Genomic DNA, 26,076 nt, shown 5'->3' with positions numbered 1-26,076 from the left:
CAAATTCGGAAGACGGATGCTCAAAAATTCCGCCTCCATGAGGAGCGCTAATGCAAGTGTAGCCATCCACCCTTGTTTGTTGCAATTTTTCCAGTAAAAGTCTGCACCATGCATTAGTGAATCTTATGCAGAAAGGTGAAAAATGTCGCGCATCGACTACGACTCTCTCATCATTCTCTCTGCCGTAGTTCGAGAAGGCAGCTTTGAAGCTGCCGCCAAATCGCTGAAAGTGACCCAGTCTGCGGTCAGTCAACGAATCAGGCAGTTGGAAGAAAAAGCCGGCGTCGTTCTGGTCGCCAGGGGACGCCCATGCCTGCCGACGGAGGCCGGGATACAGTATTGTCGACATGTCGAACAAGTGACACTTCTTCAACAAGAACTCGACGAACGCATGCGCGCGCTGGTGGGGGGCGACATTGCCGGGGCGGCAACGATCCGCCTTGGAGTGAACAACGACAGCTTGGCGACATGGTTCCCAAATGTGATCAAGCGAGCGTCACGGGAACTGGTGATCCGCTTAGACGTCCTTCCTGATGATCAGGACCATACCGAAGCGAGCCTGAAGTCAGGAGACGCGCTTGCGGTGATAACGGCCCTCGAAACGCCGATACACGGGTGCCGCAGGCTTTCTCTCGGATCGATGGATTACATCGCCGTAGCATCGCCCGAATTCTTTCTCGCGGAGTTTTCGAAGGGGGTGTCGCTCGATACTCTGCGTGGATCGACCTGTCTTGCCTACAATCGTAAGGACAATATCCAAAACCAATGGATGACACTTTGCTTCGGCCAAACCGTGCCTTTGTCTACCCATTTCGTGCCATCTTATGAGGGCTACATTGCTTGCTGCAGGAACGGGACGGCATGGGGACTTGTACCCAGCATCTCTGCAATACCCTTGGTCGAGCTTGGCGAGCTGGTGGAGTTAAGTCCCGGCAAGGCAGTGCGGGTGTCGTTGCATTGGCAGGCGAGTATGCAATCAAGCGAAATCCTAACGCGCCTTGGCGATCTCGTGCTTGAAGAGGCAACCAAGCATCTTATCCCTGATGCATTTAGGCTTGAGTGAAACCCCAAATTTTTGGTCCTGTTGGCTTGGCACAAGCCAAGGGGAAAAGAGCACCGTACGGTTGATCGTATAGTCTCACTCCTGGCAGTCCATGGTTAGCAGCTTGGCAGGTCGCATTGACCCGACCCTTCCGCCTAAAGTGCCCAAACTTTACCCCTCCACAGGCATCATCGCGCCACATTGATCCACGCTAGTTGCGTCAGTCGAGGTTCTGCGAAAGATCTTTAAAAAAGTGGAGTATCGCATTTTGTTCCCACGCATGTTGCAACTCTACGCTTGGAGATTCTCACGCCCTGTACAATTCGCTCCGCTTACCGCGGCCGTCCCCTATATTGCGCGAGCGAGGCACAGCGAGTCGGCTGTTACAGGGGATGTCGGCGTTCATGTTTTGGTTTTGCGCACGCTGATCGAGGAATTTGGAGGGGAGGCAACCGGTGCTGACCTGTATAGGCACCTGGCTGCCGCAAATTTGTCATGTGCTAGACGAAACCAAACTCAGTCCCAGGGGTCCATTCGCGCAACCCTTAATGAACTAACACGCTGCGGTGCCTTAGCAATCGAGGACGTGACGGGGACCGAAGTCATCGCTCGCATGACACTCGATGGAATCATTCTTGCATACGGACTGCCTGCCTCTGAAAATTGATTGAGAGTGGTCTGAACAGCGCTGTTAGCGCCGTGAGTGCTACGATGAATCCGTGCAGATTCCCCCGCATACCCTCGTCGAACGATGTGCTGGGCACCAGAAGTTCAGCCAGAAAGCAGCCCTTATCGCATCCGACCAGCGCTGCTTCTTGGCTGGTGGCCCAAGAGGGTCGGCAAACCCATTTGTCTCCATATGGCGTTTCAACCCGAAGCGGACGTGGTCTCGAGGCGCGAGTGATCCGAGTAGAAGGAGGATCGAAGCCATTCGCTGTTTTGTAAACACATTGTTTCGAAAATACTTACTATTATATCTTCTTATGTTGCATTAGTGTTTTTTAACCAGCCCGTTGCAAATAACGAGTCGAATTGCTTAAAAAGTGTAAATTGTTAACGAGTATGCCCGCGTAGGTCACCCCGCGCGGCCTTTGCCAAGCTCGAGCTCTATTGGGGATGCAAAAAATGGAGTAGCGATGGACTACCACCAGGTGTCTATGACCGATTATCGAAGCCTTCTGGAGGAAAATTTCCTTGGGCAAATTCCAGACGCTTGTGCATCAGCGAGGGCTGCCAGAAGACACGCATATTTTATCGGGATTTTCATCACGGCCTGCGTGTTTTTTCAATGTTTATTGACCACATAGCCCCACCAATCCCACTACCTGAGGGTCTCTATTAATGACTTAAGGATCGTGTCGCGCCGCGTGGTGTAGGTTCTGGTTGAGGCGGTTACCGGCATTTTCCGGCTAGGGTTTGGTTGCATACGCCAACCCGGAACCGAAAGGACCACCGATGACCGATGATATGATGAACCTGCGGGCGCTTGGTGAGAATCTGGAGGCTCGGTCACATTGGATAAATGTTGGCGACTGGGTGCACTGAATATCAGTTTCAAGCACCGCGCCGGAACGTCCACTCATTAAAGTGGTGGTGTGGTAGATCAAGTGGGCTTGAGTTGCCCGGGCCCGCCCTGTCAAACTGAACGCGTTCGCAACGGGCCTTCATAGTCACGCTTGCCAATCGGGACGCCGCGCGTGCGGAGGATGTCATAAGCCGCGACTGCGTGAAAATGAAAATTCGGCAAGAAATGACAGCAAAAATGTCTCAGACTTAAAGGGCGTCGGTTTAGGGCTGAGATGCGTAATCGTGATATCGAGAGCTTTGCCCGGCCATGCGTTACCGCCATGTGATCCATGCCCTGCGGCGCAAACCGATGGCGCTGCCCGGTCTGGTCTACCGCGATCAACTCTTTACGCGCGATGCCTACCCGTACTCACTATTGCAAATTTCCAATCATGGTGACTTTGACGGTGGTGAGCCACGATCGGCAATGCCTGTCTAAAAAGACAGCTATGCCGAACATAATTTGTCATATATCTAATGGCACATAAGAATTTGTTATGCATAACAGGTTTGGAAACAATGTGCACGTAGAGGGTGAAATGTTGCGATTTATTGATCTACATCGATCTTCGTACAATATGGCTCGTAATGTCTTTGCTCCGCCGAATGCGCTGCGCGACTTCCTTTACAGTTTGCCAGTACTTGAGTCGGCCACTTGCGTGGCGTGTTTACTATATTTGCTTCTGAGTTAGGGTCCAGACTCATTGATCGTCAAAGCCAGAACAAGACGGTTGCGGCGAGAGCGACGGCGGAGAGGAAGACTTTTGGGCATCTGTCGTAACGTGTTGCCACCCGCCGCCAGTCTTTGAGACGGCCAAACATGATCTCAATCCGATTGCGGCGTTTGTATCGGCGTTTATCGTATTTGACAGGCTTCGCGCGTGACTTCCGGCCGGGGATGCAAGGCGTGATCCCCTTGTTTTTCAGGGCGTCTCGGAACCAGTCGGCGTCATAACCCCGGTCAGCCAGCAGCCACGTCGCTTTGGGTAAGCTGCCCAGTAAGGCCGCAGCGCCGGTGTAATCGCTGACCTGACCTGCGGTCATGAAGAAGCGGATCGGTCGGCCGTTTTCGTCAGTGACGGCATGCAGTTTGGTATTCATGCCACCTTTGGTCCGGCCAATCAGACGACCGCGCCCCCCTTTTTCACCCCAAGGCTTGAAGCCGTGCGGTGCGCCTTGAGATAGGTCGCGTCGATCATCACCGTCTTCGGGACCGCCGCCTCGGAGGCCAACCCTTCCATCATCCGGGCAAAGACGCCCATGTCGCCCCATCGCTTCCAACGGTTGTAAAGCGTCTTCGCCGGGCCGTATTCCTTCGGCGCGTCAGACCAACGCAAGCCATTGCGATTGATGAAGATAATGCCGCTCAAGACCCGACGATCATCGACACGCGGCACCCCGTGGCTCTTGGGAAAGAAGGGTTTAAGTCGAGCCATCTGCTCGTCCGTCAGCCAGTAAAGGTTGCTCATTGCTCAGTCTCCTTGCGGAGCCTGAATCACGGCTGCGTTGCAAAATCAATAGGTCCTGACCCTAGGGTCCAGACTCATTGATCGTCAAAGCCAGAACAAGACGGTTGCGGCGAGAGCGACGGCGGAGAGGAAGACTTTTGGGCATCTGTCGTAACGTGTTGCCACCCGCCGCCAGTCTTTGAGACGGCCAAACATGATCTCAATCCGATTGCGGCGTTTGTATCGGCGTTTATCGTATTTGACAGGCTTCGCGCGTGACTTCCGGCCGGGGATGCAAGGCGTGATCCCCTTGTTTTTCAGGGCGTCTCGGAACCAGTCGGCGTCATAACCCCGGTCAGCCAGCAGCCACGTCGCTTTGGGTAAGCTGCCCAGTAAGGCCGCAGCGCCGGTGTAATCGCTGACCTGACCTGCGGTCATGAAGAAGCGGATCGGTCGGCCGTTTTCGTCAGTGACGGCATGCAGTTTGGTATTCATGCCACCTTTGGTCCGGCCAATCAGACGACCGCGCCCCCCTTTTTCACCCCAAGGCTTGAAGCCGTGCGGTGCGCCTTGAGATAGGTCGCGTCGATCATCACCGTCTTCGGGACCGCCGCCTCGGAGGCCAACCCTTCCATCATCCGGGCAAAGACGCCCATGTCGCCCCATCGCTTCCAACGGTTGTAAAGCGTCTTCGCCGGGCCGTATTCCTTCGGCGCGTCAGACCAACGCAAGCCATTGCGATTGATGAAGATAATGCCGCTCAAGACCCGACGATCATCGACACGCGGCACCCCGTGGCTCTTGGGAAAGAAGGGTTTAAGTCGAGCCATCTGCTCGTCCGTCAGCCAGTAAAGGTTGCTCATTGCTCAGTCTCCTTGCGGAGCCTGAATCACGGCTGCGTTGCAAAATCAATAGGTCCTGACCCTAGCGTGGTGCAAAAGGAGACCCCCATGCTGAAACCAATCGCCGCCCTGATCGCCACGTTGTGCCTGACCGCCTGCGTCACCCCTGAGCCAAGCCCCGGCCCGCGCCCCGACACCGCCCGCCTGTTCACCCTGGCCGATGGCTCGCAGTTGACGGTGATGACAGATGGCCGCCAAGCCCACCTACGCTACCCCGCCCGTTATCCGCTGACCGATGCCGAAACCGCTTCGTATGTTGAGGACGCCACCAACTGCGCCCCCGGTCGCCTGCTGAGCAGCAGTTCTGATGGTTACGATGCCCGGCGCAGCTACGCGCTGAACTGCGGCTAACACCCAATACCAGTGCCGCCTCGGGGGTGGGAGGCGGATTAGAAAACGCGCCGGGGCGCGTTTTCCCGCCGAGCGGAGCCCCCGCTCGGCGGCGTTTCCACCGCAGGCCTGTGGCGGTCGCCTTACGCGGCACAGGCACCGCGCTCTGCAGCTTCGGGGTGCCTCCGGCGGGAGTATTTGAAAAAGAGCAATTTCATCTTGGCGCAAATGCTCCCGCCGGAGGCTTCCACATCCCCCCCAAGCACCCCACCACAGAACCGCCGCCCACCCGAACTGCCCCGGCGCAAAGCCGCCCCATTTGCTTATCGCGCGAACAGCCTATTCGTCGCCCAATTCCCATCCGTCTGGGTAGAACTCAAACGGCAGCACGATTTCTGTGGCCAGCCGCTCCCATTGCCACACCGTCTCGGCATCAATCGCAATCGGCCCGATCCGGGCTTGCAGCACATCGCCGGCATGGCTGGTCTTGAAGCCCTTCGCCCGCAGCGCCTTTTCCACCGCCGCCCATTTGGTATCGACCTCTTCGGCGACGAATTCATAGACCACCACCGACAGCTTCGGCAGCTTCACGCCGCGGCCCACCGTGGCAAAGGTTTCAAACGTATCCGCCCGCTGTTCCTGAAAGTTATGCATGATCTGCCCCCTTTGCCCGCGCACCCAGATAAACCGAATCACGCAGCGCTTGATATTGCCGCGTCCGCCTTGTATCCGCTGCATTCAAGATTAGAATAGGGTCTGCTGTCACGCAGGGCCCCTCGGGCCCGCAAAAGCCCCCTGAACCGGAGTTCGCTATGTCCTGGACCGACGAGCGCGTCGAGACGCTCAAGAAAATGTGGGCCGAGGGCCAGTCTGCCAGCCAGATCGCCAAAGAGCTTGGCGGCGTCACCCGCAATGCGGTGATCGGCAAAGTGCACCGACTTGGCCTGTCCAATCGCGTCGGCGGCAGCGCTGTCGAAGCCGATGAGCCCGAGGTCGCAGCCCCCGTCACGCCGCGCCCCGAACCTAGCCCCAAACCCGTGGTCGTCGAAGCCCCGGTGCGCGCCGTTGCCCCCGAGCGCGTGGTGCCAGAGCCGCGCCCGGCAGCCCCCGCGCCGGCAGCCCCCGCGGCCAGCGTCACCACTTTGCCGATCCCGCTGCGCAAGGCGATCATTCCGGCGGGCCAACCTTTGCCGCCGCAGCCCTCTGCCAATGAAATCTCCCCCGAGGCCTTGGCTTCCGTGCGCGAGGTCGAAAAGCGCGCCAAGCGCCTGTCGTTGATGGAATTGACCGAGCGCACCTGCAAATGGCCAATCGGCGACCCCGCCACCGAAGATTTCTGGTTCTGCGGTCTGCCCTCGGTGCCTGGCAAACCCTATTGCGAGGCCCATGTCAGCGTCGCCTTCCAACCGATGTCTGCGCGGCGTGATCGTCGCCGCTAAGGCAGGCTGATTTGGCCTAAGCCCGAAAACCCAAAAGGCGCGAGCATCCCTCGCGCCTTTTGCATGCCTCGCGCCGCTGATCGGCATTGTAGGGTGGGTTTTCAACCCACCGCACCCCTTCGCGGTGGGCTTCAGCGCCACACCATCACCCTCAATTCCCCCGGCCCAGCAACTTCTGCAATGCTTTTTGCGCGTCGGCGTCCATCGCTTCATTCATCCGCCGCCGCGCCGCATCCTGCAGACTTTCGCCCTCCTGCTGCACCACGCCCAACTCTGATTCCAGCTTGGCCTTGGCCGCAGCCTCCAATTCCGCCCGCTTGGCCTCGGCCTGCGCCTGCAAAGCCGCCTTCTGCTCGGCCAGTTTCTCATCCGCAATTGCCTGCAAATCGAGCGAGAACTTCGGGTTTGCCCAAGACCCCTTGATCAACAACGGCGCCGTCAGCCCGCCCGCGCCGGTATCATCCGCCAAGGCCGTGGCCTTGATGCGATACTCCAGATTGCGCGCGCCCAAGCCCACATCCCCCACGCCGCGCGCCGTGATGTAGGGCGATTTCAGCACCAAATCCTCATTGTGCAGAACCCCGCCCGCGATGGTAAAACTGCCGCCCAAACTGTCAAAAATCGTCTTCTGGCCTTCGCCGACATAAGACGTATCCAGCGTCCGCAGCATCCCCGCGATGTCCAAGCCCAAAATCTCACCATTGCTCAAAGCCAGCGACCCCGACCCCTCCAACGAATGCATGATCGCATCCACCGACGCGCCTGAACCGAGGAACTTCACCCGCATATCCCCGGTGCCAACCAGCCGCTCATACCCGCCAAAATCCGCCAGCATCGGCTGCAACGCCATGCCCGCAAACGACAAATCGCCCCCCACCGACAACCCCTTGCGGCCATTGACCACGAACTGTCCCGAGATCACGCCTTCATAAGCCGCAACCTTGCGCAACTCCGCCACCAGCCGCGAACGCTCATTGGTCAGCACGATCTGTGACGGCCCAAACTTCACCATGCCCAGATCCATACTGTCCGCCGTCAGCGCCACCACCGCATCCAAGCCCGACAGCCCGCTCACGTCAATCTTATCCGCAGGCCAGCCCGCCGCCTGCACCCCACCGCTTTCGCCGCCACCCTGCCCGCCCGATACCCCGGCCAAGTCCAAGCTGCCCGCCACCACCTTGGCCGACAGCTTGGCACGCTGCCCCGCCGTCACCAAATCAGCGTCCACCGCCAGCTTGTTGCCATCCAGCACCACCGCGCCCGAGCGCAAATGCACTGACCCCGCCGTGGTCAGCGTCACCGCCCCCGACACGCGCACGTCCAAAGCCCCCAAGCCCGCTGGCAACCGAGGTGCCGCCATCCCCGCCAAAGCCGACACCGCCGCCAGATCGCCCAGATCGGCGCTCAACTCGCCCTTTGCCTCCGGCCCCAACCCCGCACTGCCTTTGAAGCCAACCTCAGCCGCCCCCGCCACCAGCTTCAGATCGCTGTCCACCAGCTTGCCATCGAGAAAATCCTGAAACGCGCCAACCTCGCCGGTCAGCGAAAACGACTGCCCGTTCATCACCGCCGCCATGTCCAGCGTGGCGGGCCCGGTATAACGCGGAATCGCCGCCGTGGCCGCAATCCCGCTCACCTCATAGCGCACCCCCGCCGCATGATCGGCAAACACCAGCGTGCCGCCCGAAACCGAGGCCCGATCCAAAGTGAACGGCTGCGCCACCCCTGGCGTCGCCTCCGACACCGTGCCGCCAGCGTCGCCGCCAAACACCCAATTCTCCGCCCCGGTTTTTGACCGCTCCAGCACGATCTTTGGATTGATCGCCTCCACCCCGGTGATCTTCACATCCCCTGCGATCAGCGCCGCCAGATCCAGCGAGATCGACAGCCCCTCGGCCTGCACCATCGGCCCCTCTTTCGACCACTCGGCATTGGAAATCGAGATCGGCCCGGTCGTCACCCCCAGCTGCGGCCAGATCGTGGGGCGCACCGAACCCGAGATCACCAATTCCCGCCCGGTCAGCGCGTTAAACTTTGCCACCGCAATCCCGGCCACCTTCTCTGCTGGGATCAGAAACACCGACCCCACCAGCACAATCGCCAACAAAACCAACGCGATAACCGAACGGATGATCCAGCGCATACTACCCTCACTTTGACCCACACCCCGAGTCTACGCGCAACCCTCACGCAAACAAGCCACTCCCCGCCGATTGGCAAACCTCCGCCAGATAGACCCGCGTCACCGCCCTGTTACATTGCCCTGATTTACCGCGACGGAAACAGGAGGCCAGCATGCCCGATACAACCTCAAACAACACCGCATCCCCGCAAGCGCTTGACTGGTTGGAAGCCGAACTCGCCGATGCCTTTGATGAGGAATACGAGCTGGAGCTGGAAGACGCCCAGCTCTCGTTGGAAATCTCCAAGATTTACAAAGACAAACACCCCGATGGCATTGATCGCCACACCTATTTCCAATCGCTGATCCGGCTGCAATCCGAACTGATCAAGCTGCAAGACTGGGTATCCTATCACAAGAAAAAGGTCGTCGTACTGTTTGAGGGCCGCGATTCGGCGGGCAAAGGCGGCGTAATCAAACGCATCAGCCAACGCCTCAATCCCCGTGTCGTCCGCGTCGTGGCTTTGCCCGCGCCATCCGACCGCGAAAAAACCCAGTGGTATTTCCAACGCTATGTTCCCCACCTGCCCGCAGGCGGCGAAATCGTGCTGTTCGACCGCTCTTGGTATAACCGCGCCGGGGTCGAACGCGTGATGGGTTTCGCGGGCGAAGATCAGGTCGAACAATTCTTCAACGACGTGCCCGAATTTGAACGCATGCTGGTGCGCTCGGGGATTACCGTGATCAAATACTGGTTCTCGATCACCGATGAAGAACAACAGATGCGCTTCTTGATGCGCATCCACGATCCGATGAAACAATGGAAGCTCAGCCCGATGGATCTGCAATCCCGCGTCCGCTGGGAAGACTACACCAAAGCCAAAGAAGAAATGATGGCCCGCACTAATATCGCCGAAGCCCCGTGGTATATCGTCGAAGGCAACGACAAAAAACGCGCGCGGCTGAACTGTATCGACCACCTGCTCCAGCAATTCCCCTACGAACCGGTGCCGCACGACGACGTCACCCTGCCCAACCGCGTCTTCAATCCGCAGTATGAACGCGCCGTGCTGCCGCCGGAATTGTATGTGCCGGGGAAGTATTAAGCGCCCAAAGTCTCTCTCGCCCCGGCTTCAAGCCGGGGCTTCCTGCCGTGCAGGTAACGCCCCCCGGCTCAAGGGCAGAGCGGAATATTTGCTAGATTGCGCATGACGCAAAACACCGTTTCGCAAGCGGCGTTCAGTCACCGCTGAAGCCCTCTACAATCAAGTCGTGCCTGATGAGGCTGGCACTCGGTACTTGACGGCATCCGACAATCATCATCTAAGTTTTGGCGATATACTTTATACTCCCAAGCTCTAGAGGCACCGTGGACAACAAACCCAACCCACTGGAAAGATGGAGCGAAGACGCGCTGCGCAGGGCCGTTGACGCGGCGGGCATCGCTTTGTGGTCATGGAATGTCGACACAGACAAGCTTGACATGGACGAGCGCGGCATCGACTTATGGGATGTTCTTGCAGATGATGATGTAACTTTTGCCCAGCTTTCAGCAAAAATTCACCCAGCAGATCGCGATCGCGTGCAGGCTGCCTTTTTGGCGACCCGGTCTATTGTTGGGCCTTATGAAATAGATTTCCGAACCCTCATTGGACAAAAGGTTCGGTGGATTTCGGCGCGGGGTCGCGGCAGCGATGAAGATATCTCAAGGCGCGTGATGATGGGTGTGTTCCTCGACGTAACCGCCCGCAAACAGGCGGAGGAAAGCAACGAACTGCTTGCCGGTGAAATGAGCCATCGGGTGAAGAACCTTCTTACCATTGCATCGGTGCTGGCTAAAATCACCTCCCGGTCCGCCTCTGGCATCGAGGATATGACAAGTCAGTTGATGAACAGACTTACGGCCTTGGGTCGCGCGCACGATCTGGTCCGACCTTTGCCGGGGCATCAGGGCACAGCGGCCCTTCTTGGAGATATTTTTGCGGTTTTGCTGGCACCATATGATAACCAAGGGGCGTTCGCCGGGCGCATCCGCATTTCTGTTCCAAGGATGGGCGTTGGTGAAAATGCGGCAACCGCCTTGGCCCTTATCGTGCACGAACTTGCGACAAACTCCTTGAAATATGGATCCCTTTCGTCGGAAGACGGTGTGCTGGACGTATCAGGCACGATTGTCGAAGACAAAGTGCGCTTTGTTTGGACCGAACAAGGCGGTCCAGATGCCTCCAACCCATTAGACCGTAAAGGCTATGGCCGCACTTTGGTGCGCAACGCCGTCGAAGGGTCGCTGGGGGGATCAATCGAATATGACTGGTCGAAAACCGGCATTTCGGTGATCTTGGATGTAAAAGCCACTCTGTTGGAAACTTAGGCCCGATAATCCCGAAAATCTGATAATCCCGATAACGCAAACAGGCTGATACGGTGCAAGTGCTGATGCTGCGGGCATTGATCTCACGCTGAAATCACTCCCGCCCGAGCTAAATCCGGCGCGGCTTTGCATGCCCCCTGCTGCGGTGCCACAGAAAACACGCCCTCTCACCGGCAAACCTTAACAAATCCTGAACGCCCCCAGCCTAACCCCTTGAAATCCCACAAACCGCCCCGCTGTCCACGCGTGGCCCCCCCCCTACCGCCACGCAGCGTTTCAATATATACCCCTCCCCATGTCGCAAAATCCGCCAAATCTCCGCCCAGACCTCGCCCCGAAACCCAGTTTCAGCGAGAAGGTCCGCCCCGGCCAGCCCACCATCGGCATGGTCAGCCTCGGCTGCCCAAAAGCTCTCGTGGACAGCGAACGCATCCTCACCCGCCTGCGCGCCGAAGGCTACGCGATCAGCCCCGATTACAAGGGCGCCGACGCGGTGATCGTGAACACCTGCGGCTTCCTCGACAGCGCCAAAGCTGAATCCCTGGAAGCCATCGGAGAGGCCCTCGCCGAAAACGGCCGTGTCATCGTCACCGGCTGCCTCGGGGCCGAACCTGAATACATAACCGGCGCGCATCCGAAAGTGCTGGCCGTCACCGGCCCGCATCAATACGAGGCGGTGCTCGATGCCGTCCACAAAGCCGTGCCCGCCAAGCCGGACCCGTTCATTGATCTGCTCCCGGCCAGCGCGGTCTCCCTCACCCCGCGCCACTACAGCTACCTCAAGATTTCCGAGGGCTGTAACCACAAATGCAAGTTCTGCATCATCCCCGACATGCGCGGCCTGCTGCAGAGCCGCCCCGCCCATGCCGTGCTGCGTGAGGCGGAAAAGCTGGTCGAAAACGGCGTGCGCGAGCTTCTAGTCATCAGCCAAGATACCTCGGCCTATGGGGTTGATCGCAAGCATGACCTTAGCCCGTGGAAAGGCGGCGAAGTCCGCGCCCATATCACCGACCTCGCCCGCGCCATGGGCCATTTGGGCGGCGACACCAAACCTTGGGTCCGCCTGCACTACGTCTACCCCTATCCGCATGTCCGCCAACTGATCCCGCTGATGGCCGAAGGGCTGATCCTGCCCTATCTCGACATCCCGTTCCAACATGCCGATCCGGGCGTGCTGAAACGCATGGCCCGCCCCGCCGCCGCCGCCAAAACTCTGGATGAGATCGCCGCATGGCGCAGCGTTTGCCCCGACATCACCCTGCGCTCCACCTTCATCGTCGGCTACCCCGGCGAAACCGAAGCCGAGTTCCAAACCCTGCTGGATTGGATGGACGAGGCGCAGCTTGATCGCGTCGGTTGCTTCCAATACGAAAACGTCGCTGGCGCGCGCTCCAACGATCTGCCCGATCATGTGCCGGATGAGGTGAAACAAGAACGCTGGGATCGCTTCATGGAAAAGGCCCAAGCCATTTCCGAAGCCAAGCTGGAAGCGAAAGTCGGCCATACCCTGCAAGTCATCGTCGATGAAGTTGACGACGAAGGGGCCACCTGCCGCACCATGGCGGATGCGCCGGAAATCGACGGCAATCTGTTCATTGATGAGGGGTTTGAGGGCCTCGCCCCCGGCGATATGGTCACGGTAACGGTGGAAGAAGCCGGCGAATACGATCTTTGGGGTCGTCGCGTCTGATCCGGCCTTTGGCCAGCGCTCCTCCTATACGTCCAAAATTTCCCGGCCATCACCCCACGGTGATGGCCGCAACTGTTTGCAAAGCCCCCCAAACACGACTTCAAAATTAACCCACAAAGCCGAATTTCAGGATAACCTTTGCGAGCGGGATTTTAACCCGCCCAAACAAAGGGACAGGAACATGAATATTTCTCGTGGGTTTCTGGTAATCGGTGCGCTGTATTTACTGGTCGGTTTGGCATTGGGCATGCATATGGGTGCATCTGGCGACCACACGCTGTCGCCGGTTCACGCCCATATCAATCTGCTGGGCTTTACGCTGATGACGCTGTTCGGGCTGGCCTATCGGCTGATCCCGGCGCTGAACACCGGCGCGCTGGCGCTGGCGCATTTCTGGCTGCACCAGATCGGAACGCTGGCGCTGCTGGTTGCGCTGTATCTGCTGATGTCGGGAACCATTCCCGAGGCTACAATCGGCCCGTTCATGCCGATCGGCGAGGGACTGGTCGCGCTCGGCGTGCTGGCGTGGCTGGCCAATATCATCCGCGCCACCCGGTAGCGACCAACCAGAAACGCGACGGGCACCTGTAGCCAAAACCCGGCGTCACGCAAAAAAACCAAGGCGACCACTTCGGCCGCCTTGGCGTTCAGGAGTAAGCGATCAACCGTGGTTGACGGCGTCGTCCTTGCCGCGACCACGACGGGCGAATTCAAGGCTGTGATCCACCGGAACGGTCAAAGCGGCATGGCCCGCCGGATCGTCCTTGCCTTTGCCGCCGCGAATGTGGCCCGCCGGATCATCGGCACCACGGCCACGACGGGCAAATTCCTGCCCCAGTGCGGGCAACGTCAGCGAGGTGTGGCCAGCGCCATCATCCTTGCCCTTGCCACCGCGGATATGGCCTGCCGCATCATCGGCACCACGGCCACGCCGCGACAACAGCAGGCTGTCATCGCTGGCCGTGCCCGACAGGGCTGCGGAAAACTGTGGCAGCACAGTATCTTGCACCATCGCAATGGCTGCGGTGGCACCCGTCAGCGACAGCGCAACTGCGCCAGCCGCGATGATTTTGGTGAGAGAGGAATGAGACATGATACGCTCCATAGCATGAGGTTGTTTGTTCGTACCCTCAATCTACGCCCCCCAAGCCCCGCACATCAGGGACCATCGCCCAGCGATCTTCGCGGGTAAAACCGGCCAATGGTCTGATAAACTCTCAGTCCTTCAGATGAACCCGCGCCAGCATCGCCGCCTCGACCCGGTTGCGCACATGCAGCTTTTGCAGGATCGAGGTCATGTAATGCTTGACGGTTTTCTCTTGAATATCCAGCTTGCGGCCGACTTCCTTGTTGGAAAGCCCGGTCGCGACCAGTCGCAAAATATCCTCCTCGCGCCGCGACAGATCGGCCAAGGGATTGGGCTCGCCGACCGGCTTGCCCCGCATCGCCACCAGCAGCCGCCCCGCCAATCCGGGCGAGACATAAGACCGCCCCGCCGCCAGATCGCGCACCAGTTCGACCAATTCGCTGGCCCCCACCCCCTTCAGGATATAGCCCGCCGCCCCCGCCTTCAGCGCCGTCATCAGATCGCCCTCATCTTCCGAGGCCGTCAACATCGCGACCAAGGGCGGCTTGTCCATCTTCATGATCAGGGCCAAAGCCCCCAAACCCCCGCCTTTCGGCATCGAGACATCCAGCAACACCAGATCGGGTTTCAACTCGGCACAAAGCCGCGCCGCTGCCTCGCCATCTTGCGCCTGCCCCACCACATCAATGCCGCCCGCGTCCGCCAGCGTGCGCGCCACGCCGTCGCGGTAAATCGGGTGATCATCGGCCAGAACCAGACGGATATCGCTCATGTCGCTTCCTTCAAATCCAATGTCATCCGCAACTGCGCGCCCAGGCCATCGCTGCGATTGGCAAAGCTGATATGGCCGCCCAGACTTTCCACCCGATCCGCCAATCCCGCAAGGCCAAGTCCGGCATCCTCGCGCAGAAAATCCACCGGAAGCTGCGCGAATCCCGCGCCCCGGTCCAACACTAGCAGCTCCAACAGATCGCCGCGCAAGCTGACCCGCACCTCTTGGCCCTGCCCCTCGGCATGATGCCACGCGTTGTTCAGCCCTTCCTGCACGAAACGAAAGCAGCAGATTTTCACCGCCGCAGGCAGGCCACTGACAGCTTGACAGTGCAGGGCCACCGCCGTGCCGGTGCGGGCGGCATGGGCCTCGGTCACACCGCGCAGAATATCCTCCAGCGATTTCTGCTCAATATCGGGCAGCGATAGACCGCGCGCGATGCTGCGAATTTCCGAGATTGAATCCTTCACCGCTCGCTGCACCGCCGCCAAATCCTCCGCTGCCCGCCCCGAAACCTGCCCCTGCAACGCATCCAAACGCAGCGCCGCAAAGCCCATCAGTTGCGCCGGCCCGTCGTGCAGATCAGCCCCAATCCGCCTGAGCGCCTGATCGTTGACAGAGGCGAACCGCGCCGCCGCTCCCTGCACCCGCAGACGCAGAGCAAGGTTACGCGCCGCCATATCCTTCAACGCGCCCAGCTGGCGATCAATGGTGCGAGAGCCGCGCAGCACCACCGCAAACATCGCCACCGCGATCAGCCCCATCGCGCCCGCCACCGTCAACCAGCCGATTGCCCGCGCCCGGATCAGATCTTGCTTCAGCTGGGTGGCGACCTCGTAAAACTCCGCCACCGCGATCACCTTGCCGGATTTGATCTCACGGATCGGGCTGTAAATCTCCAAAAGCGGGATGCCCAAAGCGTGCTCGGCCTTATCTTCCTCGTCTTTGGTGTCGTTGAAATCGGCGCGCACCTCGCCACCCCAAGCCTTTTTCAGGTTTTCGGTCGGCGGAAACCGCTTACCCACGGTTTCCAGATTAGAGGCATCCACCACCAGTCCGCCGGGCCGCCAGATCTTAAAGCTGACCACCCTTTTGCCCAACGCAGTATCGGCCAAAAGCTCGCCAATCTTCACCCGCGATTCCTCGGTCATATCGGTACGCCGCGCCAGATCCTGCGTCAGCGGGGCGATAAAGCTTTCCATATACAGCGCCGTGGCATTGGCGGTGTTGCGCACCACCACCTCCTCGATACGGTTTGAGACGACAGACCCGCCCAAACCCGCCGAGACCAACATCACCACGCCGCCCGCCAGCGCGAATTGCTGCACCAGTGACAGCTTTGACCATGCAGTGAAGTCGAAATTCGCCATCGGCACTCCGGTGTTGTGCGGCGATCTTACACCGCTTACCGCCAAGACATCCTAATGCTTTTCGCCGCATGGCTTGCGACGCGGCTACCCCAGATTGTTCTGCACAAACGCCACGATCTCACTGGCCGGACGCGCGCCCGCCAGCCGCGCCACCTCGCGGCCCCGCCGATACAGCACCAGCGCCGGAATCCCCTGAATCCGCGCCCGCTGCGCGATCTGCGGATTATCCTCGGTGTTCAGCTTGGCCAAACGGGCGCGGCCCTGCAACGCCTTGGCCGCCTTGACAAATTCCGGTGCCATCGCCCGACACGGCCCGCACCACGGCGCCCAGTAATCCACCAGCAGCGGCAATTCATCGCCGCGCGTCGCCTTGTCATGCCCGCCCGCGTCGAACTCGATCACCCGGCCATCCAGCAACGGATCACCGCAAGCGCCGCACTTCGGCCCAGCCGCCAGTCGATCCGCCGCGACCCGGTTCATCTGCCCGCAAGTGGCACAGCTCAGCTTCACCGCGTCTGCCATCGCTTACAGCAAATCCTCTTCTTCGCCGGTCACATCAATGCCCATCGCTTCTAACCCGGCTTCAAGATTCTCGGCAAGATCGGTCATGCCCAGCAGATATTCCGCCGTCGGGGCCGAGGCCTCAACCTCCGCCACCACCACCGCCTGACCAAATTCATCTGCCGTATAGGTGCCGCGCCCGACCCAAGCCAGCGCCGTCAGATGCGCCTTTTCATCGACGTTCAACGCATCCAGCAAGCCGCGCAATTCGGCCTCTGCCGAGGCTGTGGTTTCGCGCGACAGGTAAATAATTTCCACCACTTTCGCGGCTGCAATTTCCAACATCATCATCTCCTGTTCGCCCGCATTTTAGCACAAGGCCTAGGCCCGACTATGACCTAAAGCAGGGTGAGTATCCATCACCCTAAAGCGCATCCCGCTAAAGCAACCAGACCGTCAGCCCATAACCCACCGACCCCGCCAGCGTCGCCAGCACCACCGAGCGCATGGCCGCATAAACCGCCAGCACCGACGCCGTGCCAATCACCAACGGCAGTGGCACGCCGCCCTTCACCATCGGCAGCAACGAAGCCACAAACAAAGTAGCAATCGCCGCAGGTCCGGTTGAGGCCAAAAATCGCGCCAGCACGCCATCGGGCTTGATCGCCGACAAATCCGCCTTGGTCGGAAAAAACCGAAACGCCCAAGTGCAGGCCCCCACGATCAACGCCAGAGTCAAAATCTCAAGCCGCATTATTGCGCCTCACCAACAACCCGCTCAGCGCGCCCGCAACCATGCCCGCCAAAATCCCAGCCGTGCCCGACCACGCCAGCGTCACCGCCACCGTGGCCGCCATCGCCACCGCAATCACCGGCAGTTGCAGCCGCGAGATGATCGACAGCAGCAGCGCCAGAAACAACGCAGGCAGCATGAAACCCAAGGCCGCGTCAATCACCGGATACTCCTGCAAGGCAGCCCCGCCCGCAAACGCCCCCAAAGCCGTGCCCGACAGCCAAGACCCGTAGGCCGCCAGCCCCAGACCAAACATGAACGCCTCGGAAAATACCACTTTTCCCCGCGCCAATGCGCCCAGCGCGGCACCAAACACCTCATCGGTCAGCCCAAACGCCCAAGCCCAAGCGTGCTTGGTGCGCGCGCCCGACCCCACCCTTTTGATCAAGGCCGGACCATACAGCACATGCCGGATGTTCATCGCGATCAGCGTAAACGCCGAAACCAAGATCGGAGCGCCGCCGGTGATCAAAGCCAAAGCCAGAAACTGCGCGGCCCCAGCATAGATGATCAGCGACAGCCCGAACGCCTCTAGCCCCGAAAGCCCCGCCCGCGTGGCGGCCACGCCAAACGAAAACGCGATCGGGAAATAGCCCAAAGCAATCGGCAAGGCGGTGACAAGGCCTGCGGTGAAGGTGGATTTTGGCGCGTGAAGGCTCATGGCGCTTTGCTAAGCGGTTCGGCGGATTTGGTCAACGCACCCCTTTTTTGCCGCGCCATAAGAAAATGGCCCCACCGATGCGACGGCGGGGCCATTTCTTAACAAAGGGTTAAATCGATAACCCTAAGCCTCTGATAACAAACACTTCCAAAAGGTCCCGAGTTGGGACCCTCACTCCGCCGCCTCCATATAGCTTTCCAAAGGCGGACAAATACAGATCAGATTCCGGTCACCATAGACGTTATCAACCCGCCCAATCGGCGGCCAATATTTATCCACCCGGAACGCCCCCGGCGGGAAACAGCCCTGCTCGCGCGGGTATTTCCGGGTCCAATCGGCAACCAGGTCCTCCACCGTATGCGGCGCGTGCCGCAGCGGGCTGTCCTCGCTGGAAATCTCACCGTCTTCGACCGCCTTGATCTCCGCCCGGATCGCCAGAAGTGCGGTGATAAAGCGATCAATCTCGGCCTTGGTTTCCGATTCCGTCGGCTCCACCATCAACGTCCCCGACACCGGCCAAGACATCGTGGGGGCATGGAAGCCATTGTCGATCAACCGCTTCGCGATATCATCCACCGTAACCCCGACCTCAGCAAATGGCCGCGTATCCAAGATACACTCATGCGCCACCCGCCCCTTGTTGCCCATGAACAAGATCGGATACGCCCCTTTCAGCCGTGCCGCGATATAATTGGCGTTCAAAATCGCCACCCGCGTCGCCTGCGTCAGTCCCTCACCGCCCATCATCAAACAATAGGCCCATGAGATCAGCAGGATTGAGGCGCTGCCATAAGGTGCCGCCGAAACCGGCCCCTCGTCACCCCCCGTTTCAGAATGTCCCGGCAGGAACGGCGCAAGATGCGATTTCACCCCAATCGGCCCCATCCCTGGCCCGCCGCCGCCATGCGGGATCGCGAAGGTTTTGTGCAGGTTAAGGTGGCTGACATCCGAGCCGATTTCCCCCGGTTTCACCAGCCCCACCAGCGCATTCATATTCGCACCGTCGAGATAAACCTGCCCGCCACACTCATGGGTGATCCGGCAGATATCGCGGACGGTTTCTTCAAACACCCCATGCGTGGACGGATAGGTGATCATGCAAGCCGCCAAATTCGCGCCTGCCGCTGCCGCTTTGGCGCGAAAATCTTCCACATCCACGTCACCGTTCGGCATGGCCTTCACCACCACCACTTCCATCCCTGCCATCTGGGCGGAGGCCGGATTGGTGCCATGCGCCGATACCGGGATCAGGCAGATGTTGCGATGGCCCTCACCACGGGCACGGTGATAGGCCGAGATCGTCAAAAGCCCGGCATATTCGCCCTGCGCGCCCGAGTTCGGCTGCATCGAGAACGCATCATAGCCAGTGATTTCGCACAGCTTGCCCGACAAATCCTCAATCGCCTCGCGGTAACCCAAGGCCTGATCGGCGGGGATGAAGGGATGCAGCGAGCCAAACTCCGGCCAAGTGATCGGCATCATTTCCGCCGCCGCGTTCAGCTTCATCGTGCAAGACCCGAGTGGAATCATCGCACGATCCAGCGCCAAATCTCGATCCGACAGGCGGCGCATGTAGCGCATCATCTCCGACTCGGCGCGGTTCATGTGGAACACCGGATGGGTCAGATACTCCGTTTCCCGCAGCATCGCCTCGGCAAAGCCCAGTTCTGCCTTCGCGGGGGGCGAGTCCTGAATCCCAAATGCCCGCAGCACCCGGCGCAGCACGTCTTCGTTGCTGGTTTCATCCAGCGAAATCCCGATATGATCGCGCCCGACTTTGCGGAAGTTCAGCCCCTCCAGCCGTGCCGCCGCCAGAATCCCGGCTTGGCCGACGCCGACCTCAACGGTGATGGTGTCAAAGAACTGCTTTTGCGGCAGGGTCGCCCCAGCATCGCGTAGGGCTTTCGCCAAACGCACGGTCAGCGAATGCACCCGCTCGGAAATCGCGCGCAGACCCAGCGGCCCGTGGAACACCGCATACATGCTGGCCATAACAGCCAGCAAAGCCTGCGCGGTGCAGACGTTGGAAGTCGCCTTTTCGCGCCGGATATGTTGCTCGCGGGTTTGAAGCGACAGACGGTAGGCCTTGTTGCCATGCGAGTCGATGGAGACGCCGACGATCCGCCCCGGCATCTGACGTTTATGCTCGTCCTTGCAGGCGAAAAACGCGGCATGTGGCCCGCCGTAGCCCAACGGCACGCCAAAGCGCTGGCTGGAGCCGACGGCAATATCAGCCCCCATCGCTCCCGGTTCGCGCAACATACATAGGGCGAGGAGATCGGTGGCCACCACCGCCACCGCTTTGGCGGCGTGCAAAGCCTCAATCCACGGCGTCAGATCGCGGACATGGCCCCAAGTGCCGGGATACTGGAAAATCGCGCCGAACACGTCGCTGGCCTGCATCGCATCTGGATCGCCGACCACCACCTCAATGCCCAAAGCCTTGGCCCGGGTTTCGATCACACCGATGGTTTGCGGATGGCAATGCTCGTCCACGAAAAACTTTTTTGCCTTCGACTTGGCTACACGCTCGGCCATGGTCATCGCCTCTGCCGCCGCTGTGGCTTCATCCAACAGCGAAGCATTGGCAACCGGCAGCCCGGTCAGATCGGCGACCATGGTCTGATAGTTCAGCAAAGCCTCAAGCCGCCCCTGTGCAATCTCGGGCTGATAGGGGGTATAGGCGGTGTACCACGCTGGGTTTTCCAGAATATTGCGTTGGATCGCGGGCGGCGTGACGGTGCCATAATAGCCCTGCCCGATCAGGCTGGTCATCACCTTGTTGCGCGAAGCCACCGCGCGCATCCGCGCCAGCAGGTCATGTTCCGACAGCGGGGCCCAGCCCAAAGGAATGCTTTGGCGGATTGAGGCGGGGACGGTTTCATCAATCAGCGCGTCAAGGTCAGCCACGCCGACCACTTTCAGCATCGCCTCCATCTCGGACGGCGAGGGGCCGATATGGCGGCGGTTGGCGAAATCGTAGGGATCATAGTCAACGGGTGTGAAGCTCATGGCGCTCCCCTTTGGATGCAAGAACCAGACCCCGGGAATCGGGGGCCAGAATGTTCGCAGAAATCTTGCGGGCCTGACGCCCCGATCAGCCGATCAGCCGATCAGATCGTTGTATTCGTCTTCGTCCATCAAGGCATCCAGCACCGACAGATCGTCGATCCTGATCTTGAAGAACCAAGCGGCCCCGGTCGGGTCTTCGTTCACCAAGGACGGGTTATCGACCAGTTTTGTGTTGACCTCGGTGATCTCGCCATCCAGCGGAGCCAGAATATCCGACGCTGCTTTGACGCTTTCAATCACACAAACCTCGTCACCTTCGGCGACCACGGTTTCCACTTCGGGCAGCTCAATAAACACCACATCGCCCAGCGCGGTTGCGGCATGTTCGGTGATGCCGACAACCACCACATCGCCCTCGACGCGCAGCCATTCGTGATCTTTTGTGTATTTCATCTGACGTCCTCAGCGTTTGTAGGTGGTTGGATGGAAAGGCATGGTCGCGACGGTGACAGGCAGGCGCTTGCCGCGCACCTCGCCTTCGAGTGCGGTGCCCGGGCTGGCAAACGCGGCTGCGACATAGCCCATTGCAATCGGCGCGTTGACACTTGGGCCAAAGCCGCCCGAGGTGACTTGGCCCAAAGGCGTGGCATCGGGCGTGAACAGATCAGTATGCTCGCGCATCGGCGCACGGCCTTCAGGGCGCAAGCCGACGCGCTTGCGCTCGGGGCCTTCCGCCAGTTCTTGCAGGATACGCGCTTCGCCTGGGAAGCCGCCGGCGCGTGCGCCACCTGCACGGCGGGCCTTCTGGATCGCCCAGGTCAGGCCCGCCTCCACCGGGCTGGTCGTGGTATCGATGTCATGGCCGTAGAGGCAGAGGCCCGCTTCCAGCCGCAAGCTGTCGCGCGCGCCGAGGCCGATGGGCATGACTTCGGGCTGGTCCAGCAGCGCCTCAGCAAAGCTGCGCAGGTGCGCGTCAGGGACCGAGATTTCAAAGCCATCCTCGCCGGTATAGCCCGAGCGGGAAATCCACAGATCCCCGCCCTGCCACGGCAACATGGCTGCATCCATGAAGCGCATCGCAGCCACTCCGGGCACCAGCCGCGCCAAAGCCACCTCGGCCTGCGGGCCTTGCAGCGCCAGAAGGCCGCGATCCGTGACCGGGATCACCTCGGCGTCCTCCGACAAATACGCCTGCATATGCGCGATATCGGCAGCCTTACAGGCGGCATTGACCACGACGAAGATATGATCGCCCCGATTGGCGAACATCAGATCGTCGAGAATGCCGCCAGTTTCATTGGTGAAAAGCCCATAGCGCTGGCGACCCTGCGCCACGCCCAGCACATCGACGGGCATCAGCGCTTCGAAGGCCAAGGCCAAGGCTTCATAGCTGGTTTTCGGGCGCAAGATCACTTGCCCCATATGACTGACATCGAACAACCCCGCAGCGCCGCGGGTGTGCAGGTGTTCTTTCATCACGCCTGCGGGATACTGCACCGCCATCTCATAGCCCGCGAACGGCACCATTTTGCCGCCCAAGCTGATATGCAGATCATGCAGACCCAATCTTAACAATTCTTCGGCCAAAGCCGCCCCCATAACTGCCGGAAACGGAATCCGGCACCGATCAGGCGGGCCAATCCCCACCCCTCGATGCCCCCTCTGTCTATACCCAACTTGGGCGCCTGAGATCGTTATCCCTTCGGCGGGTGCTGTGGCACCACTCTCCAGAGTCTGTTATCAGAACGGTCCTTGAGCCTGAGAGTTTACCGGGGCGGTTGCTCCTTCGGCACCAGAAGTTTCCTACTGGATTCTCCCGATCCTGATGCCTTTAGCTAGCGCAGAGGCTGTGGGGCTTGCAAGTGAAAAGAATGCGACGGTATGCACCTGCTTTACGACACGCCTAAATCCGCGCTGGCGTGGCCAAAATCATCCGATAGGCCAGCCAGACACCGAGGATGCCAAAGATCACCCCGCCCAAGGCCTGCCCGATCAGCACGCCTTGCGCGCCCCAATAGTGTGAGAACCACCATGCGAACGGCACGGTGCCGATGGTGTGGCGGCCCCAGTTGATCAGGGTCGACATCAAGGGTTTGCCTAAGTTGTTACAGGCGGCATTGGCCATGAAGATTGCGCCGTTGAAGAAAAACAGCAGACACAGCGGGCCGCAGAACAGATAGACCAGATCGCGAGTCAGCCCCTGCGCGTGGAACAGATCGGCAATCGGTGCGCGGAGGGCGAACAGGATCACCGTGACGATGGCAACGACGATGGCCGTAAACTTCAGCCCATCGAGGAAGGTTTGGCGCACCCGGTCCATCCGACCGGCCCCATAATTCTGCCCGATGATCGGCCCAATCGCGCCCGACAGTGCAAAGATCACCCCCAGCGCCACAGGGGTCAACCGCCCGGCGATCGCCATGCCTGCCACCGCAGCCTCGCCATAGCCCGACACCATGCGGGTCACCATCGCCTGTCCCAAAGGGGTGGCGACTTGGGTTAAAATCGCAGGCCCGGCAATGGCATAGACTGGCGCGAGGTCCGCCTTCAGCCCCTCAACCGACGGTCTGTCAAAACCGCCGTGATGCCGGATCACCGGCACCAGCGACACACCTGCAATCACGATCCGCGACACCACAGAGGCGATTGCCGCCCCGGTCAGATCCATATGCAGCCCAAAGATCAGGATCGGGTCCAGCACCGCATTGGCCGCCGCACCCCACAAAGTCGCCGCCATCGCCCGCTTGGCGTCGCCATGGCTGCGCAGGATCGCGCCGCCGATCATGCCCACCATCAGAAAGGGTTGCGCCGGAATGACGATGCGCAAGAAATGCACGGTCAGCGCGTGGGTGCGCCCCACCGCGCCCAACAGGCTGACAATACCCGGCAGAAACGCCCAAACCACGGCGGCAAAGATGATGCCAAAGCCGATGCCGAGGATCATGCCATTGGTGGCCTTCTCCCGCGCCATCACCAGATTACGCTGTCCCACCGCGCGCGCCACCAGCGCCGAAACCGCGATGGAAAGGCCAATGCCGAACGATGTAGTGAAGAACAGGATCGCCCCGGCATAGCCCACCGCCGCCGTGATATCCTCTTGGTTCAGCATCGAGATGAACACCATGTTGATCAGATCGACCGCGAAAATCGCCATCAGCCCGACCGAATTGGTAAGCGACATCACCGTGATATGGCGAAAGAGGTTGCCCTCGACAAATTTCGGCTGTTGATCCGGCGCTTTTACCGCTTGCTCTGCCATCTACACCCTGCGGAAAGTTGCCCCTCCGCCACCTTTTGCTTCAGATTATCCGGAAATTTACCCAGATTGGACCGAAGCGCAGCTTTGCATCCGCAACTGCGGGGGTTCAAGACCGAACGCCGCAGCCTGCCCTGTATCCCCGCAGAACCCTCGCGCGTTAATCGGCAGCGGGCTTGCGGCGGTACAGCCATCTGGTCCTATAAATGCTCAACGCGGGCAGCCAAACTGGCCCCCGCGTCTTGCATGTTCAGCTGTCAGGCCGTGGGTTTAGTCAGCGCTTGTCTCGCCGAGTTGCAGACCCGCTGGGGCGTGCAGATCTTGCACTGGCACGAACGAATTCGGCAGTTCTTCCCCCCGCAGGGCTGCGTTAAGCTTGCCGCGATCCAGCGCATTCTCCCAGCGGCTGACCACCACCGTCGCCACCGCGTTGCCGATGAAGTTGGTGATCGAGCGGCATTCCGACATGAAACGATCCACCCCAAGGATGATCGCCATCCCTGCCACCGGAACCGTCGGCACCACTGACAGGGTCGCGGCCAGCGTGATAAAGCCCGCACCCGTTACCCCAGCCGCACCCTTCGACGACAGCATCGCCACCGCAAGCAGCGTGATCTGATCGCCCAAGGACAGGTCGATATTGGTCGCTTGTGCAATGAACAGCGCGGCCAAAGTCATGTAGATGTTGGTGCCATCAAGGTTGAACGAATACCCCGTCGGAACCACCAGACCCACCACCGGACGGGCACAGCCAGCGCGCTCCATCTTCTCCATCAGCGCAGGCAGCGCCGATTCAGACGACGAGGTGCCCAGAACCAGCAGAATCTCGGTTTTGAGATACGAGATCAGCCGGAAGATCGAGAACCCGTTCAGCGCACAAACCGTGCCAAGCACCACGATGATGAACAAGGCCGAGGTTAGATAGAACGTGCCCACCAAAGCCGCCAAGTTCACCACCGACCCGATGCCATATTTGCCGATAGTGAAGGCAAAGGCTCCGAACGCCCCGATCGGAGCCGCTTTCATCAGAATATCGACAATGCGGAACACCACGCGGCTGACCGTTTCAAACAGATCGACCACGGGCCGCGCTTTCTCGCCAATCAGGATCACGCCCACGCCGAACAGGATGGCGATGAACAGCACTTGCAGGATGTTGCCATCGACAAAGGCCGAAACCATGGTGTCGGGGATGATGCCCAACATAAAGCCCGTCACCGTGGTCTCATGCGCCTTCTCGCTATAGCCCTGCACCGCAGAGGCATCCAGCGTCGACGGATCAATGTTCATGCCAGCACCCGGCTGCACAACATTGGCGACGATCAAGCCAACCACCAGAGCCAGTGTCGAGAACACGAAGAAATAGCCGAACGCCTTGGCCGCGACCGATCCGACACCGCGCAGGCTGGTCATGCCAGCAAGCCCGGTGACGATGGTCAGAAAGATCACCGGGGCGATGATCATTTTCACCAGTTTGATAAAGCCATCGCCAAGCGGTTTTAGGGACTCACCGACGCTTGGCCAGAAATGCCCGATCAACGCACCCAGAATGATGGCGAAGATGACCTGAAAATAGAGCGTGCGATAGAATGGACGCGGCACTTGCGCCACGGAAGTGGTGTTAATCTGCATTGTGGTCTCCTCCCAACATGCGGATGACGAATCTGTGATGCTATGATGACAGGCTGCCGTTCGGCTGCGTAGAAATGAGGCG

The 26,076-nt window shown here is 59.9% G+C and carries 24 protein-coding genes and 1 riboswitch; of the genes, 7 read left to right on the top strand and 17 right to left on the bottom strand.

All coding sequences use genetic code 11. The features are described from left to right. The first annotated feature begins 142 nt into the window (after positions 1 to 142). Positions 143 to 1,063: a LysR family transcriptional regulator ArgP gene (locus tag ACS5RD_RS10945; protein ID WP_489929215.1), complete on the top strand. Its 921-nt coding sequence runs from the start codon at positions 143 to 145 to the stop codon at positions 1,061 to 1,063. Positions 1,064 to 2,678: 1,615 nt separating this feature from the next. Here ACS5RD_RS10945 and ACS5RD_RS10940 read toward each other — a convergent pair. From ACS5RD_RS10940 to ACS5RD_RS10930, 3 genes are all read right to left on the bottom strand, one after another. Then, positions 2,679 to 2,891, bottom strand: a complete 213-nt coding sequence (locus tag ACS5RD_RS10940; RefSeq protein WP_489931205.1) for a DUF1993 family protein — start codon at positions 2,889 to 2,891, stop codon at positions 2,679 to 2,681. A gap of 428 nt (positions 2,892 to 3,319) precedes the next feature. Beyond that, positions 3,320 to 4,077, bottom strand: a protein-coding gene (locus ACS5RD_RS10935) for an IS5 family transposase (protein ID WP_489927796.1) whose coding sequence is annotated in 2 segments (ribosomal slippage) — positions 3,320 to 3,759 and positions 3,759 to 4,077 — 759 coding nt in all. Because the reading frame shifts where the segments join, the coding sequence is not laid out codon by codon here. Between the two features lie 84 nt (positions 4,078 to 4,161). Beyond that, positions 4,162 to 4,919 (bottom strand): IS5 family transposase gene (locus tag ACS5RD_RS10930; RefSeq protein ID WP_489927796.1). Its coding sequence is split into 2 segments (ribosomal slippage): positions 4,162 to 4,601 and positions 4,601 to 4,919, totalling 759 coding nucleotides; the frame shifts between segments, so codons are not numbered across the junction. Between the two features lie 87 nt (positions 4,920 to 5,006). Here ACS5RD_RS10930 and ACS5RD_RS10925 point away from each other — a divergent pair. Next, positions 5,007 to 5,309 carry a hypothetical protein gene (locus ACS5RD_RS10925; protein ID WP_489931204.1) on the top strand — a complete coding sequence of 101 codons (303 nt, stop codon included), beginning with the start codon at positions 5,007 to 5,009 and terminating at the stop codon, positions 5,307 to 5,309. A 318-nt stretch (positions 5,310 to 5,627) separates the two neighbouring features. On the opposite strand, the gene ACS5RD_RS10920 is transcribed toward ACS5RD_RS10925, so the two are convergent. Further along, a complete protein-coding gene (locus tag ACS5RD_RS10920; protein WP_054007597.1) occupies positions 5,628 to 5,942 on the bottom strand; it encodes a hypothetical protein in 315 nt (104 codons plus the stop codon). Between the two features lie 158 nt (positions 5,943 to 6,100). On the opposite strand from ACS5RD_RS10920, the gene ACS5RD_RS10915 reads away from it, so the two are divergent. After that, positions 6,101 to 6,727, top strand: coding sequence for a GcrA family cell cycle regulator (locus ACS5RD_RS10915; RefSeq protein ID WP_489931203.1), 627 nt, complete (start codon positions 6,101 to 6,103; stop codon positions 6,725 to 6,727). Between the two features lie 151 nt (positions 6,728 to 6,878). Here ACS5RD_RS10915 and ACS5RD_RS10910 read toward each other — a convergent pair whose 3' ends face one another. Then, entirely contained in the window at positions 6,879 to 8,870 is a 1,992-nt protein-coding gene (locus ACS5RD_RS10910; protein ID WP_489931202.1) for an AsmA family protein, read from the bottom strand. A gap of 152 nt (positions 8,871 to 9,022) precedes the next feature. Here ACS5RD_RS10910 and ppk2 point away from each other — a divergent pair, with 152 nt between their 5' ends. The 4 genes from ppk2 to ACS5RD_RS10890 all read left to right on the top strand — a co-directional run bounded on the left by ppk2 (position 9,023) and on the right by ACS5RD_RS10890 (position 13,469). Further along, positions 9,023 to 9,955 (top strand): polyphosphate kinase 2, encoded by a 933-nt coding sequence (gene ppk2 / locus ACS5RD_RS10905; protein ID WP_489931201.1) that lies wholly within the window; start codon positions 9,023 to 9,025, stop codon positions 9,953 to 9,955. A gap of 263 nt (positions 9,956 to 10,218) precedes the next feature. Then, positions 10,219 to 11,220: a sensor histidine kinase gene (locus tag ACS5RD_RS10900; protein WP_489931200.1), complete on the top strand. Its 1,002-nt coding sequence runs from the start codon at positions 10,219 to 10,221 to the stop codon at positions 11,218 to 11,220. A gap of 295 nt (positions 11,221 to 11,515) precedes the next feature. Next, complete coding sequence (gene rimO / locus ACS5RD_RS10895) at positions 11,516 to 12,910, top strand: 30S ribosomal protein S12 methylthiotransferase RimO (RefSeq protein ID WP_489931199.1); 1,395 nt, start codon at positions 11,516 to 11,518, stop codon at positions 12,908 to 12,910. Between the two features lie 181 nt (positions 12,911 to 13,091). Next, on the top strand, positions 13,092 to 13,469 hold the full coding sequence (locus ACS5RD_RS10890) for a hypothetical protein (RefSeq protein WP_054007591.1): 378 nt from the start codon (positions 13,092 to 13,094) through the stop codon (positions 13,467 to 13,469). A gap of 102 nt (positions 13,470 to 13,571) precedes the next feature. Here ACS5RD_RS10890 and ACS5RD_RS10885 read toward each other — a convergent pair whose 3' ends face one another. The 12 genes from ACS5RD_RS10885 to ACS5RD_RS10830 form a co-directional block, all read right to left on the bottom strand. Beyond that, complete coding sequence (locus tag ACS5RD_RS10885; protein ID WP_489931198.1) at positions 13,572 to 14,003, bottom strand: hypothetical protein; 432 nt, start codon at positions 14,001 to 14,003, stop codon at positions 13,572 to 13,574. Between the two features lie 124 nt (positions 14,004 to 14,127). Next, positions 14,128 to 14,769 carry a response regulator gene (locus ACS5RD_RS10880; RefSeq protein WP_054007589.1) on the bottom strand — a complete coding sequence of 214 codons (642 nt, stop codon included), beginning with the start codon at positions 14,767 to 14,769 and terminating at the stop codon, positions 14,128 to 14,130. After that, positions 14,766 to 16,139: a sensor histidine kinase gene (locus tag ACS5RD_RS10875; protein ID WP_489931197.1), complete on the bottom strand. Its 1,374-nt coding sequence runs from the start codon at positions 16,137 to 16,139 to the stop codon at positions 14,766 to 14,768. Before ACS5RD_RS10875 ends, ACS5RD_RS10880 begins: the two co-directional genes overlap by 4 nt. Positions 16,140 to 16,223: 84 nt before the next feature. Continuing rightward, positions 16,224 to 16,661: a thioredoxin TrxC gene (gene trxC / locus ACS5RD_RS10870; protein ID WP_489931196.1), complete on the bottom strand. Its 438-nt coding sequence runs from the start codon at positions 16,659 to 16,661 to the stop codon at positions 16,224 to 16,226. Between the two features lie 3 nt (positions 16,662 to 16,664). Continuing rightward, a complete protein-coding gene (locus ACS5RD_RS10865; RefSeq protein WP_162232893.1) occupies positions 16,665 to 16,985 on the bottom strand; it encodes a DUF3775 domain-containing protein in 321 nt (106 codons plus the stop codon). A gap of 94 nt (positions 16,986 to 17,079) precedes the next feature. Further along, a complete protein-coding gene (locus tag ACS5RD_RS10860; RefSeq protein ID WP_489931195.1) occupies positions 17,080 to 17,394 on the bottom strand; it encodes an AzlD domain-containing protein in 315 nt (104 codons plus the stop codon). Next, complete coding sequence (locus ACS5RD_RS10855) at positions 17,384 to 18,094, bottom strand: AzlC family ABC transporter permease (protein ID WP_489931194.1); 711 nt, start codon at positions 18,092 to 18,094, stop codon at positions 17,384 to 17,386. The genes ACS5RD_RS10860 and ACS5RD_RS10855 overlap by 11 nt, the downstream gene beginning before the upstream one ends. A gap of 171 nt (positions 18,095 to 18,265) precedes the next feature. After that, entirely contained in the window at positions 18,266 to 21,106 is a 2,841-nt protein-coding gene (gene gcvP, locus ACS5RD_RS10850) for an aminomethyl-transferring glycine dehydrogenase (RefSeq protein ID WP_489931193.1), read from the bottom strand. Between the two features lie 93 nt (positions 21,107 to 21,199). Continuing rightward, positions 21,200 to 21,559 (bottom strand): glycine cleavage system protein GcvH, encoded by a 360-nt coding sequence (gcvH, locus tag ACS5RD_RS10845; RefSeq protein ID WP_054007582.1) that lies wholly within the window; start codon positions 21,557 to 21,559, stop codon positions 21,200 to 21,202. Positions 21,560 to 21,568: 9 nt separating this feature from the next. Further along, positions 21,569 to 22,705 carry a glycine cleavage system aminomethyltransferase GcvT gene (gene gcvT, locus ACS5RD_RS10840; RefSeq protein WP_489931364.1) on the bottom strand — a complete coding sequence of 379 codons (1,137 nt, stop codon included), beginning with the start codon at positions 22,703 to 22,705 and terminating at the stop codon, positions 21,569 to 21,571. 137 nt (positions 22,706 to 22,842) lie between these two features. After that, positions 22,843 to 22,935, bottom strand: a riboswitch (glycine riboswitch). A gap of 74 nt (positions 22,936 to 23,009) precedes the next feature. Then, the gene (locus tag ACS5RD_RS10835) at positions 23,010 to 24,365 is read right to left on the bottom strand and encodes an MATE family efflux transporter (RefSeq protein ID WP_489931192.1); all 1,356 of its coding nucleotides are present in this window, start codon (positions 24,363 to 24,365) and stop codon (positions 23,010 to 23,012) included. Positions 24,366 to 24,632: 267 nt separating this feature from the next. After that, positions 24,633 to 25,994, bottom strand: a complete 1,362-nt coding sequence (locus ACS5RD_RS10830) for a dicarboxylate/amino acid:cation symporter (RefSeq protein WP_054007579.1) — start codon at positions 25,992 to 25,994, stop codon at positions 24,633 to 24,635. Between the last annotated feature and the right edge of the window lie 82 nt (positions 25,995 to 26,076).

Source organism: Cypionkella sp. PAMC25878 (genome assembly GCF_058135695.1).
Note: the sequence above shows the minus strand (reverse complement) of the source record. Positions and strands in the feature narration are given on the sequence as shown.